Annotated in this window: 10 protein-coding genes; 4 read left to right on the top strand and 6 right to left on the bottom strand. The window is 72.4% G+C overall.

The features are described 5' to 3' along the window. Positions 1-8 precede the first annotated feature (8 nt). From C4U03_RS14965 to C4U03_RS14980, 4 genes are read left to right on the top strand one after another with little or no spacing between them, the layout of a single operon-like run. Positions 9-1,958: a Wzz/FepE/Etk N-terminal domain-containing protein gene (locus C4U03_RS14965; protein ID WP_103938341.1), complete on the top strand. Its 1,950-nt coding sequence runs from the start codon at positions 9-11 to the stop codon at positions 1,956-1,958. Positions 1,959-1,994: 36 nt separating this feature from the next. Next, entirely contained in the window at positions 1,995-3,578 is a 1,584-nt protein-coding gene (locus C4U03_RS14970; RefSeq protein WP_103938342.1) for a lipopolysaccharide biosynthesis protein, read from the top strand. Further along, the gene (locus C4U03_RS14975) at positions 3,562-4,881 is read left to right on the top strand and encodes a ParB N-terminal domain-containing protein (RefSeq protein ID WP_103938343.1); all 1,320 of its coding nucleotides are present in this window, start codon (positions 3,562-3,564) and stop codon (positions 4,879-4,881) included. The genes C4U03_RS14970 and C4U03_RS14975 overlap by 17 nt, the downstream gene beginning before the upstream one ends. An 18-nt stretch (positions 4,882-4,899) precedes the next feature. After that, complete coding sequence (locus C4U03_RS14980; protein ID WP_160146991.1) at positions 4,900-6,228, top strand: RCC1 domain-containing protein; 1,329 nt, start codon at positions 4,900-4,902, stop codon at positions 6,226-6,228. An 87-nt stretch (positions 6,229-6,315) separates the two neighbouring features. On the opposite strand, the gene C4U03_RS14985 is transcribed toward C4U03_RS14980, so the two are convergent. The 6 genes from C4U03_RS14985 to C4U03_RS15010 all read right to left on the bottom strand — a co-directional run bounded on the left by C4U03_RS14985 (position 6,316) and on the right by C4U03_RS15010 (position 12,235). Beyond that, a complete protein-coding gene (locus C4U03_RS14985) occupies positions 6,316-7,224 on the bottom strand; it encodes a hypothetical protein (RefSeq protein ID WP_103938345.1) in 909 nt (302 codons plus the stop codon). A gap of 69 nt (positions 7,225-7,293) precedes the next feature. Beyond that, entirely contained in the window at positions 7,294-8,079 is a 786-nt protein-coding gene (locus C4U03_RS14990) for a WecB/TagA/CpsF family glycosyltransferase (protein ID WP_103938346.1), read from the bottom strand. Between the two features lie 121 nt (positions 8,080-8,200). After that, positions 8,201-9,106 carry a glycosyltransferase family 2 protein gene (locus tag C4U03_RS14995; RefSeq protein ID WP_235017873.1) on the bottom strand — a complete coding sequence of 302 codons (906 nt, stop codon included), beginning with the start codon at positions 9,104-9,106 and terminating at the stop codon, positions 8,201-8,203. A 91-nt stretch (positions 9,107-9,197) separates the two neighbouring features. Continuing rightward, a complete protein-coding gene (locus tag C4U03_RS15000; RefSeq protein WP_103938348.1) occupies positions 9,198-10,466 on the bottom strand; it encodes a sulfate adenylyltransferase subunit 1 in 1,269 nt (422 codons plus the stop codon). 2 nt (positions 10,467-10,468) lie between these two features. Further along, entirely contained in the window at positions 10,469-11,383 is a 915-nt protein-coding gene (cysD, locus tag C4U03_RS15005; protein ID WP_103938349.1) for a sulfate adenylyltransferase subunit CysD, read from the bottom strand. 24 nt (positions 11,384-11,407) lie between these two features. After that, the gene (locus tag C4U03_RS15010; RefSeq protein ID WP_103938350.1) at positions 11,408-12,235 is read right to left on the bottom strand and encodes a 3'(2'),5'-bisphosphate nucleotidase CysQ; all 828 of its coding nucleotides are present in this window, start codon (positions 12,233-12,235) and stop codon (positions 11,408-11,410) included. Positions 12,236-12,302: the final 67 nt, after the last annotated feature.

Here is a 12,302-nt window from a genome sequence, read left to right on the forward strand (position 1 = left end):
GAGACGAAGTGGCGACTGACCAGTTCGGGACGACCCAGGCCCAGGCCATCGCCGCGCTACGGCGGCACCGGATGCTGATCATCGTCATTACGGTGCTGGCCGCCGCGGCCGGCCTGGGGTTCGGCGTGCTCACCTCCAACACCTACACCGCGTCCGCCGCGGTGCTGGTGAACCCGTTGGAGGGCAATCCGTACTCCCCCCAGGGCCGTGGCGACGACCTGCTGAACCTGGAGACCGAGGCACAACTGGTCAAGACCGACGGGGTGGCGCAGCTGGCGCGCACCCGGATGCGGTCCACCTCCTACCCCGGTGAGCTGCGTGCCCGCGTCTCGGTGCAGGTGCCGCCCAACACCCAGGTCCTCAACATCGCGTTCACCGCCGGCGACCCCCGGCGGGCCCGCGACGGGGCGCAGGCGTTCGCCGAGTCCTACCTGGAATACCGCAGACAGCGCACGCAGAGCCTGCTGGACGGCAAGCTGAAGAAGCTGGCCGACAGCTCCCACCGGGTGGAGCTGTCGCTCCAGGCCGCCACCAGGAAGGCCCAGGTCTCCAGCGGGGCGACCCGCTCGTTCTGGGAGACCCGCATCCAGGCCTACACCAACCAGCTCGGCGTGATCGAGGAGCAGTCCAACGACGTGCGCAGCACGCCGATCAACCCCGGCCAGGTGATCACCCCGGCCGTGCTGCCGAGCGGGCCGGGCGTCAAACAGCCGCTGACCTTCGGCGGTGTGGGCCTGCTGGCGGGGCTGGCGCTGGCGGTGGCCATCGTGCTGATCCGCCAGCGCACCGAGCGCAGGCTCTACAGCGCGGAGGAGGTGGAGCAGCTCGGCGTGCCCGTGCTGAGCACGCTGCAGCGCCCGCGGTCGGGCGAGAGCCAGTTGCCGCTGGTGGACCTGCCGAAGGGCGGCGCCGGTGACGCCTACCGCAAGCTGCGCGCGGCGGTGGTGGCCACCGCGCCCAAGGCACCGGTGACGCTGCTGGTGACCAGCGCCACCCCGAACCGGTCGGCCACGCTGGTCAGCGCGAACCTGGCGGTGGCCCTGGCCTTCGCCGGCTCCGCCACGATCCTGGTGGACGCGGCCACCTGTGACGTGGATCCCGCTCCGCTGTTCCGCCTGCGCCAGGCCAAGGGACTGTCGGACTCCCTGCTGCACGGGGTGGACCCCGCCGAGCTGCTGGTGCACGTGGACTCCCAGCTTCGGCTGCTGCCACGGGGCGGACAGGCCCGGGAGGCCGCGCACCGGTTCAGCGGGCCGCGGATGCGCGAGGCCATCAAGGTGCTGCGGCGCCGGGCGGGGTTCCTGGTGGTCAACGCCGACAGCGTCAGCGACGCCGACGCCCAGGCCCTGTGCGTGATGGCCGACGCGGTACTGCTGATCATCACCCCGGGGGTGACCACCCGCGACGAGCTGGAGCAGGCGTACGCGGAGGCGCAGCGGGCCAACACCATGGTGATCGGAACAGTGCTGGACACGCCGCCGCCCAAGAAGGGGCTCAGGGGCCGCAAGGACTCCACGGGCCAGCACCCCCTTCCTCCCGAGGAAGACCGGGCCGACGCCGCGGAGCCCGCGGACGGGGCCGCGTCGGAAGCCCAGGGCAGAACGGCCCAGCCGCGCAGGAAGGCCATCGCCGCCTTGGCCCCGGCCGAGCACGACGGCCCGGCCCCGCGCTCGCAGCCGACGCCCACCAGGTCCTCGCAGGAGGTGCTGGGAGAGGCGGATATATCGGGCTCCTGGGGCGACACGTCGGTGGCCGGCGGCTCGTCCCCGCGGGGCGAGACGTCCTCGCAGCGGGCCGCCCAGCCGGGTAACCACATCACGCCCGCCAAGGCGATCCGGGGCGCCCAGTCCACGGGCAAGCGGGCCAGGCAGTCCGCTCCCGCCGGGCACGCCGACGCGACCCTGCTCGGCGGCGAGGAGCGGATGGCCGAGGGCTCCACGAGCGAGCCGGCCGGCTGAGCCGATGGACCTTCTCCCTTCCCCGGCCCGTCACGCATGAGCGCACAACCCGCTACAGGCCCCAACCTGGGACGCCTGGCGAGAGGAGGCGCGCTCAACCTGGCCGGCGCCATGTCGGCCGGCGTCCTCGGCCTGGCGTTGATCTTCATCGTCGCGCACGGCCACGACCAGGCCACCGCGGGCGCGTTCTTCGCCGCCACCTCGCTGTTCATCATCCTCGGCGCCGCCGCCGGGCTGGGCTCGGACGCCGGGCTGCTGCGCTGGCTGCCGCGCCATCTGGCGCTGGGCGACCATGTCGCGGCCCGCCGCGTCCTGCCGATCGCGCTCATCCCGGTGACCGTGCTGGCCGTCGTGGCGGCGGCCGGGCTGGCGCTGGCCGCCCCGACCCTGGCCGCCGTGCTCGGCGCCGACGACCCCGGCCAGGTCACCGTGATGCTGCGGGTGCTGGCGGCGTTCCTGCCGCTGGCCGTGGTGCAGGACACGCTGCTGGCCGCCACCCGCGGTCACGGCACGATGCGCCCCACCGTGCTCATCGACAAGATGTTCCGCCAGATCGCCCAGGTCGGCGGTGTCCTGGTGGTGCCGCTGGCGTCCGGCCATCCGGCGGCGCTGGCGTTCGCCTGGGCACTGCCGTACCTGCCCGGTCTGCTCGCCGCCGCCCTGTGGTATCGGCGGCTGGCCGCCGCCGGCCCGGCCGGCGGCGGGGACTCCGCCTCCGTCAGAGGGCTGGCCGGGGACTTCTGGCGGTACACCGCCCCCCGGGCGGTCGGCTACATCTGCCAGCAGGCCCTGCAACGGGCCGACATCGTGCTGATGGCCGCCCTCAGCTCCCCTCGGGACGCCGCCGTCTACACCGCCGCCACCCGCTTCATCGTGATCGGGCAGCTCGGCACGCAGGCCGTCCAGAACGTCATGCAGCCCGCGGTGAGCCGGCTGCTGGCGCTGGAGGACCGCGCCGGGGCGCAGCGGATCTTCGCGGTCGCCACCACCTGGACGGTCGTGCTCACCTGGCCGGTGCACCTGACCGTCGCGGTCGGTGCTCCCGTCTACATGTCCACGTTCGGGTCCGAGTACGCCGACGCCGGCCAGTGGCCCACCGTCATCCTGGCGACGGCCATGCTGCTGGCCACCGCGACCGGGCCGCTGGACGTGATGCTGCTGATGGCCGGCCACAGCGGCCTGAGCCTGGCCAACAACGCCGCCGCGCTGGCCGTGAACATCGCGCTCAACCTGGTGCTGATACCCGAGCTGGGACCCACCGGGGCGGCCACCGCCTGGGCCGCCGCCATCGTGACCCGCAACCTGCTGGGCATGGTGCAGGTGCGGCGGCTGCTGGCCATGAGCCCGCGAGGGGCCGGGATGCCCCTCGCCGTACTGGCGGCGGTCCTGGCCTTCGGTATCGTGCCGCTGGCCGCACGGGCGGTCTTCGGCGCGAATCCGGCAGGGCTTGCAATCGGGCTGATTCCCGGCGTCTGCGGCTACCTTGTCCTACTGTGGGTCGGCCGGGACCGCCTGGCGCTCACCGCGTTCGCCGCGCTGCTTCCGGGCCGCCGTGGCGGCGGGCGGACGGTCCCGTCCGATGACGACTCCCCGAGGAGAGTGCATGTCCCCGATGCTTGACCAGGTGCGACGCCGCTCCCGAACGGTTCTGCGCAAGGCGGGCGTGGCGCCGAACGGGCCGGTGTACGGACGCCTCGTCGACGCGGGTCGTTCGGTGCCGATCCCACCGCGTGCCAGGGTCGCGCTGTCCACCGCGGTGCTGCGCCGCCCCTGGCCGATCACGGTCCCGCTGGACCGGCTGCTGCTCGGCGCGCAGGGCGGCTGGACCGCCCGGGAGTTCGCCGAGCGCACCGGGGACCTGCTGTGGCCGTCCACGCCGCTGCTGGAGGGCCCGCACGTGGCGCTGCTGCGGCTGGCCGACGAACGCGGCGAGCCGTCCGACGACGAGCTGTCCGACACCGCCTACTGCCGGCTGGGGATGCGGTGCGTGGCGGCGGGCGGCAACTACTTCGGCGCGACCGACGAGGAGGGCGTGATCCGGGCCGCGCGGGCCTTCATCGCCCGTTACCGGGGGAAGACCCCGGCCTCGGACGCCCTGCGGCCCGCGCAGAGCGGCCCGCGGGACCCGGTGCTGGTCGCTCCGGTGCGCGGGTCGGGTTACTACCAGGTACTCGACGGCCACCACAGGCTCGCCGTGGCCGCCGTGCGCGGCCGCACCACGGTTCCGGTGGTCGCCAAGTGGATGCCGGTGACGACCCCGCTGCAGGACCACCTGCTGCGGATGAGCTGGCTGGACGGCACCAAACAGCTCTACCAGCCGATCGACTCCCCGGAACTGCGGTCGGGCTGGGTGACGGTGCGCCGCTGCACCGACCGACTCGACAAGATGACGGACTTCCTGGCCGAGCGCGGCATCGCCGCCCCGGCAAGCTATCTGGACGTGGCCAGTTGCTACGGCTGGTTCGTCGCCGAGATGGGGCGCCGCGGTTTCGACGCCACCGGAATGGAGCGCGACCCGCTGGCGGTGCCGCTGGGCCAGGCCGTGTACGGGCTCACCGACGGCGCGGTGACCACCGGTGACGCTGTCGAGCTGCTGCGCGGCGCCGACCGCTCCTGGGACGTGGTGTCCTGCTTCAGCCTGCTGCACCACTTCGTCCTCGGCCGTGGCTCCGTCGGCCCCGAGGAGCTGATCAGACTGCTGGACGGCGTCACCGGCCGGGTACTGTTCTTCGAAACCGGGCAGGGGCACGAGACGTGGTTCCGCGACAGCCTGCGGGGCTGGGACACCGCCCGCGTCGAGGCGTTCCTGCGCGCCCACACCACCTTCGACGAGATCGTCGACCTCGGCCCCGACGACGACGCCCGGCCGCCGTTCGCCGACAACTACGGGCGCACGCTGTTCGCGTGTGTGCGCACGAGGTGAGCGCCTTCTGCCATGGACATGCATCGGCGACGGACCCTGCCGGCCGCGCTCCCGCCCGCGCTGGCCGCGCTCTGCCTGCTCAGCGGCTGTAGCGACGCCGGACCGGCCGCGGGCGACAAGCCCCGGGTCGTGTCTCCCCCGCCGGCGGGCACGGCTGGCAAGGTCTCCGGCGAGGTGTGGACGGCGGGGTACAACACCGACGGGCAGCTCGGCCGTCGTACCGCCAAGGACATGGACGTCGCGCTGGGCCCGGCGATGGGCCTGCAGGGGCAGGGCAGGTTGCGCGGCGTATTGGCCATGGCGGGGGGCGGACGTCACTCCCTGGCGATCCTGGCCGACCATCGGGTCGTCGCGTGGGGCGCCAACGACAAGAGCCAGCTCGGCGACGGCACCAAGACCGCGCGTGCCTTCCCCACCCCGGTCCGGGCCCCTGACGGCAAGCCGGGGAATCTCTCCGATGTGGCCGCGGTGGCCGCCGACGCCGATTTCTCCATGGCCTTGCTGGGGAACGGGACGGTGGTGACCTGGGGGACCGGAGAGTCGGGTCAGCGCGGTATCGGGCGCAAGGCGGCCCCCGCCTTCCCCACCACACTCCGGCGGCCGGACGGGCGCGGCCCGCTCACCGGGGTGACCGCCATCGCGGTCAACGGCCGTACCGGGCTGGCCCTCACGAAGAGCGGGACGGTGTTCGGCTGGGGCGCCAATCGCTACGGCATGGTCGGTGATGGCACCGCGACCGACCGCCCCCTGCCCCGCCCCGTGCGCGGCCCGAACGGTGCGCCCAAGCTCACCGGTGTCCGGCAGATCTCCCTCGGCGGCCGGCACGCGCTGGCGCGGCTGGCCAACGGCACCGTCGTGGCGTGGGGCGCCAACAACGCCGGGCAGCTCGGCGACGGCACCCGCCGCAACCATGCCGCCCCGACGACGGTGGCCGGCCCGCACGGGCTGCCGATCCTGCGCAACGTCACCTCGGTCAGCGCGGGCGCGAACCACAACTACGCGCTGCGCGGCGACGGCACCGTGGTCGCCTGGGGCGAGAACGTGTCCGGCCAGCTCGGCAACGGCTCGGTGGAGGACTCCCTGCGCCCCGTCCCGGTCCTCGGGGTCCGCAGCTCTCATCTCCGCGGTGTCGCGCAGATCCATGCCAGCGGGACCTACGGGGTCGCCGTCCTCACCGACGGCACGGCGCTCACCTGGGGCTCCGGCGGCAAGGGCCAGCTCGGCTCCGGGAACCTGATGCCCCGCAGCCGGCCGGGAACGGTCGTGCTCACCGGCGGACGCCCCGCTGGACGGGTCATCGGCGTCGGCACGGGCCAGCGCCACCTTCAGCTTCTCATGCGCTGGTAGAGGTCGTCCCGTACCAGCCCGGTCCCATGACGGCGGGGCCGTCCGGCGCGGTCGCGCGCGCCGGACGGCCCCGCCGTCATTGTGCGGCTATCGCCCGTTGTTCGGCCCCTGGCCCGGGTCGCCGGCCTGGCCGGTTCCGGGGCCGCCGAACGGACTCTGGCCGGCGCCGCCGGGGTAGGGGCCGTCGCCGGTGGGGCCGGGGGCCGGGGCGGTGCCGCCCGGAGTGGAGCCGGGCGCACCAGGAGCGGGCGTGTTCGCGGGCTGCGTGGAGGCGTTCGCAGAGGCCGGTGCCGGACGGGTGCGGCGGCGGCGCAGCAGGAGGAAGCCTCCCGCCGCGACGGCCGCCAGGACCACCGCGGCGCCGGCCAGGATCGGCAGCATGCCGGGCCCGTCGGACTTGTCGGCGTTCTTGCGGGCCTGCTCGGCGGCCGCTCCGGGCAGCGGGGCGCCCTGCTGGGGGGCCGGCTGTTCACCTGCCTTGTTCTTCGGCAGCGGCTGGGGCCGCTCGGTACGGCCGGGGATCTGGTTGCCGACCTTCTCCTCGTCCAGTTCGCGGACGAAGGCCACCAGCGACTGGGCGGGCTTGCCCTTGTAGGTGCCCACCGCCTTCTTGTAGGCCCGCTGTACCGTCGGACTGGACAGGGCGGTCGAGGTGGCCTGGAGTCGGTTCCCTGCCAGCACGACGTACGTGCCCTTGCGCTTCAGGTTCGACTGGATGCGGGACAGGGCGGTGGCGGGCGGCACGGAGGCCGGCAGCACCGCGATGAAGACCGGGGTGGACCTGTCCTGGGCGTTGCGCAGCAGATCCAGCGCCTTGTCGCTCTTGAAGTACTTGGCCTCGGAGTCGACGTAGTAGCCGGCCTCACCGATGGACTCGGCGACCATGTTCCAGTCGAGGTCGGCCGCCCTGGCCGGGGTGGCCGTCCAGCCGCACACGATCAGCAGGACCAGCGCGACGAGGCCCGGCAGCGTCGCCGGACGCGGTTTGGTGTCCAAGGGGGGCGCTCCTTAGGCGAATCGGTGCGGCTTCGACCGTACCGGGACGTGCGGTCGTGCGAGGGGCGGTCAGCGCTGTTTGCCGTGGCGGATGCGGTACGCCAGCACTCGCAGCACGTACGAGCCCAGTTCGATGGTGTAGCGGCGCCACATGGCCCGGGGGTCGCGGAACAGCCGGTACAGCCAGCCGAGCCGCAGCCTGAGGATCCACGCCGGGTAGTACTCCCGCCGCTCGGCCAGATGCTCGAAATAGGCGCCGCAGGTGACGATGACCGGTGCGGTCAGCCGGCCCAGGTGCTCGTTCACGAAGATCTGCTGGAGCGGGGTGCCCAGACCCACGTGCAGGATGTCGGGCCTGGCCTCGTTGATCTCCCGGACGAGGCGGTCGGCCGTCTCGTCGGGGATCCGTCCGGAGGCGTCGGCCCAGTGGCCGTGCTGCGTGCCGACGATCTGGACGCCGGGGTACCACCGGCGCAGGTTCTCCGCCGCCGCCTGCGCGACTCCCGGGGCGTTGCCGAACAGGAAGACCCGCCAGCCCCGCTCGGCCGACAGCCCGAAGAACTCGTCGGTGAGGTCGTCGTTGGCCATCCGGCTCGGCACCGGCTTGCCGAAGATCCTGGCCGCCATCACGACCCCCCAGCCGTCGGCCAGGTTCAGGTCGAAGGAGTTCATCAGCTCGCGCAGCGTCGGGTCCTTGCGCGCGGCCATCACGTAGTTGGGGTTTGCGAACGTGATCGTCAACTGGTCGCGGCGTTCGATCGCCTCACACAGCCGGCGCCGCAGCAGCGGAACATCGACCACGCTGACCCGGACGCCCAGTACGTCCACGGAGTCGTGGGTCCGGGCCGTGACCATACGCCCCCTTTATCCAGAGCTGACATGAGCGCCACCTGATCGGAAGGGAAATCCTATCGGCGGGTGACGCGCCGGTTATCGCCTTTGCCGCAGATCGGCGGGGGCGATCCGCGGCCCACGACTAGATCCCGCGTCCCCTGGTGTGCAGGGCCAGCAGCACTCGTTCGCCCGAGACCAGTCCGGACGCCACCGCCAGGGCGAACGGCACCCGGCGTTCCCTCCAGTTGGCCCGCAGCGCCCGGCCCGACCAGCGCAGCGCCTCCCCGCGCCGCCCGTTGCAAGCGTGGCCGAACGCGATCTGCCCGTACACCCGCGCCGCCGCGGCCGGCTCCCGCGCGATCTCCGGATACCGGTCCAGGAACCATCGCATCGCCGCGACCTTGGTCTCCCAGGCGTGTGCGTAGTGCGAGGTCAGGCCCCACAGGACGCGCACGTACGGGCGGTCGACGTGCACGATGGGATGGCGGCGGGCGGCCCGCAGCGCCAGATCCCAGTCCTCGCCCTGACTGCCGGGTATCTCCTCGTCCACCATGCCGATCTCGACGAGCTCGGCGCGGCGGGCCAGATAGGTCGAGGAGTGCACCATCATCAGCCGGTCGCGGATCAGCTCGTCGTAGGTGACCCGGGCGCGGCCGGCCACCCGGGGCAGCTCGCGGCCGTCGAAGTCGATGACTATCGCCGAACTGGCCAGCACCGCCCGCGGCTCGGCGCGCAGCGCGGCGACCTGGGCGGCCAGCTTGCCGGGCAGCCAGACGTCGTCGTCGTCGCAGAACGCCACCAGGTCGGTGTCCAGAGCCAGGATGCCGGTGTTGCGCGCCCCGGCGAGCCCGGGCGTGCGGTCGTTGGCCAGCACCCGCACCCGGTCGCCGGCGAGGCTCTCGTCGGGCGTCGCCCTGTCGTAGACGACGACCGCGTGGACCTCGCCCCCGTAGTCCTGCGCCAGCACCGACTCCAGGGCCCGCCGCAGCATCTCGGGCCGGTCGTGGGTGGGCAGCACGACGCCCACGGAGGGGTACGCGTCACTCACGGGCTCACCTTCACCCTCGTTCGGCCGGGAACGGCCCATTGTGCCCTGCTCGTCGCGTCGCCGTCCGCGCGATCGCGGATCCGGCGGCCGGTCAGCCGGTGCCGGTGATCATCCCGGCCCCGACGGTGCCGTTGGTGGCCTCGTCGATGAGGATGAAGCCCCCGGTCAGCCGGTTGCGGCCGTAGTCGTCGACGAACAGCGGCTGGGTGACCCGCAGGCTGATCCGGCCGATCTCGTTGAGGCCGAGGCCGTCGGCCTGCTCGTCGCGGTGCAGGGTGTTGACGTCCAGCCGGTAGTGCACGTCCTTGACCATGGTGCGGGCGGTCCGGGTGGTGTGCTTGATCACCAGCTTCATCCGGGGATTCAGCCGCCGCTCGTCGGACATCCAGCACACCAGCGCGTCGAGGTCCTGGGCGACCTCCGGCCGGTTGTGGGGCCGGGCGATCATGTCGCCCCGGGAGATGTCGATCTCGTCGGCCAGCCGCAGCGTCACCGACATCGGCGGGAACGCCTCGGCGACCGGCCCGTTCGGCCCGTCGATGTGGGTGATCGTGGTGGTCAGCCCGGACGGCAGGTGCACCACCTCGTCGCCCGGCTTGAGCACGCCCCCGGCGACCTGCCCGGCGTAGCCGCGGTAGTCGTGCAGCTCCGGGTCGGTGGACTTGTAGGGCCGGATCACGTACTGCACCGGGAAGCGCACGTCGATCAGGTTGCGGTCGGAGGCGATGTGCACGTGCTCCAGGTGGTGCAGCAGCGACGGCCCGTCGTACCAGGGCATGTTGACCGAGCGGTCCACCACGTTGTCGCCGTGCAGCGCCGAGATCGGGATGAACGTCAGGTCGCCGATGTCCAGCTTGGCGGCGAACGCGGTGAACTCGTCCTGGATCGCCTGGTAGACCGACTCCTCGTAGTCGACCAGGTCCATCTTGTTGATCGCCACGACCAGGTGCGGGACGCGCAGCAGCGTGGTCAGGAAGGCGTGCCGCCGCGACTGCTCCACGATGCCCTTGCGCGCGTCCACCAGGATGATCGCCAGGTCGGCGGTGGACGCCCCGGTCACCATGTTCCGGGTGTACTGGATGTGCCCCGGGGTGTCGGCGATGATGAACTTGCGCCGCGGGGTGGCGAAGTAGCGGTAGGCGACGTCGATGGTGATGCCCTGCTCCCGTTCGGCCCGCAGGCCGTCGGTCAGCAGCGCCAGGTTGGTGTACTCCTCGCCGCGGTCGGCGCTGGTGCGTTCCACCGCCTCCAGCTGGTCCTCGAAGATGGACTTGGAGTCGTACAGCAGTCGGCCGATCAGCGTGGACTTGCCGTCGTCGACCGAGCCGGCGGTGGCGAACCGCAGGATGTCCATGGCCATGGCTAGAAGTACCCTTCCTTCTTGCGGTCCTCCATGGCGGCCTCGCTGGTGCGGTCGTCGGCGCGGGTCTGGCCGCGTTCGGTGATCCGCGTGGCCATGATCTCCTCGATCACCGCGTCCAGCGTGGTGGCCGTGGACTTGACCGCCCCGGTGCAGCTGGCGTCGCCGACCGTGCGGTAGCGCACCATCGCCTCGAAGGTCGGCTCGTCCTCGTCGCGGTGCGCGTACGGGTTGTCGTCCAGCAGCATCCCGTCGCGCTCGAACACCGTCCGGGTGTGCGCGAAGTAGATGGAGGGGATCTCCAGCTCCTCACGCCGGATGTAGTCCCACACGTCCAGCTCGGTCCAGTTCGACAGCGGGAACACCCGTACGTGCTCGCCCTGGCGGATCTTGGTGTTGTACAGGTTCCACAGCTCGGGGCGCTGGTTCTTGGGGTCCCACTGCCCGAAGTCGTCGCGGAAGGACACCACCCGCTCCTTGGCGCGGGCCTTCTCCTCGTCACGGCGGGCCCCGCCGAAGGCGGCGTCGAAGCGGTGCTCCTCGATGGCGTCCAGCAGCGTGGTGGTCTGCAGCCGGTTGCGGCTGGCCCGCTTACCGGTCTCCTCCACCACCCGGCCGGAGTCGATCGACTCCTGCACCGAGGCGATGATCAGCCGCACCCCCAGCTCGGCGACCCGCCGGTCCCGGAACTCGATGACCTCGGGGAAGTTGTGGCCGGTGTCCACGTGCATCACCGGGAACGGGATCGGCGCGGGCCGGAAAGCCTTCTGCGCGAGCCGGAGCATCACGATGCTGTCCTTGCCCCCGGAGAAGAGCAGGACGGGCCGCTCGAACTCGGCGGCCACCTCGCGGATGATGTGGATCGACTCGGCCTCGAGCACATCGAGCTGGGACAGCAGGTAGTCACTGCGCTGCATTATCAAGGGCTTTCTCTCGGCTCGTCAGCCTGGCAGGTCTTGCTTGACGTCCCGGATGCCGGCCAGCAGCATCGGCGCCGACCCAGGATGGCAGACAAGGATATCCGGGAGCAGGGGGTCGGTCTGGTTGTAGGTGGGCTCGGCGCCATCGATCCGGCTGGCGTGCGCCCCGGCGGCCACGGCCACCGCGACCGGGGCGGCGTTGTCCCACTCGTACTGCCCGCCGGCGTGCACGTAGGCGTCGACGTCGCCGAGCAGCACCGCGGAGATCTTGGCCCCGGCCGATCCGATCGGCACCAGCTCCACCTTCACCTCCAGCAGCTCGGCGAGCCGCTGGACGAACTGCGGCGGGCGGGTCCGGCTCACCGCGATCCGCAGCCGGCCGGGCTCGGGGGCCGGCGCCCGCAGCGGGGAGTCGCCGTCCCCGGTCGTCACCACCGCGCGGGCACCCGCCGGGTCCGCGGCGGTGTGCAGGGTCCGGCCCTGCGCGGGCAGCGCGACCGCACCGGCGGCCAGCCTGCCCCGCTCCCACAGGGCGACGTGGACGGCCCAGTCGCTACGGCCCTCCTCGGAGAACTCCCGGGTGCCGTCGAGCGGGTCGACGATCCACACCCGGTCGGAGCCCAGCCGGACGGGGTCGTCCTTGCCCTCCTCCGACAGCACCGCGTCACCCGGACGGCGCGCGGCCAGCTCGGCCATCAGGAACTCGTGCGAGCCCTGGTCGCCGGCGTCCTTGAGCGCCTTGCCGTCGGCGTGCCCCACCCGTGCGCGGATGCCCAGCAGCACCTCGCCCGCGGCGGTCGCCAGCTCGGCCGCCAGCGCATGGTCATCGGACTCGGAGATGGGCGCCATGTAGTCGACTTCCAGACTCGGTTAAGTGGGATGCCCGTCCATTGTCCCCCATGATCTGGACGTCTCG

The organism is Thermomonospora echinospora (assembly GCF_900108175.1).
In the GTDB taxonomy this organism is placed as follows: Bacteria; Actinomycetota; Actinomycetes; order Streptosporangiales; family Streptosporangiaceae; genus Thermomonospora; species Thermomonospora echinospora.

What these genes read in the sequence shown, in the direction of transcription:
- C4U03_RS14970 (WP_103938342.1), top strand. Translation starts at nt 1,995, where the DNA reads ATGAGCGCACAACCCGCTACAGGCCCCAACCTGGGACGCCTGGCGAGA.
- C4U03_RS14975 (WP_103938343.1), top strand. Translation starts at nt 3,562, where the DNA reads ATGTCCCCGATGCTTGACCAGGTGCGACGCCGCTCCCGAACGGTTCTG.
- C4U03_RS14980 (WP_160146991.1), top strand. Translation starts at nt 4,900, where the DNA reads ATGCATCGGCGACGGACCCTGCCGGCCGCGCTCCCGCCCGCGCTGGCC.
- C4U03_RS14990 (WP_103938346.1), bottom strand. Translation starts at nt 8,079, where the DNA reads ATGGTCACGGCCCGGACCCACGACTCCGTGGACGTACTGGGCGTCCGG.
- C4U03_RS15000 (WP_103938348.1), bottom strand. Translation starts at nt 10,466, where the DNA reads ATGGCCATGGACATCCTGCGGTTCGCCACCGCCGGCTCGGTCGACGAC.
- cysD (WP_103938349.1), bottom strand. Translation starts at nt 11,383, where the DNA reads ATGCAGCGCAGTGACTACCTGCTGTCCCAGCTCGATGTGCTCGAGGCC.
- C4U03_RS15010 (WP_103938350.1), bottom strand. Translation starts at nt 12,235, where the DNA reads ATGGCGCCCATCTCCGAGTCCGATGACCATGCGCTGGCGGCCGAGCTG.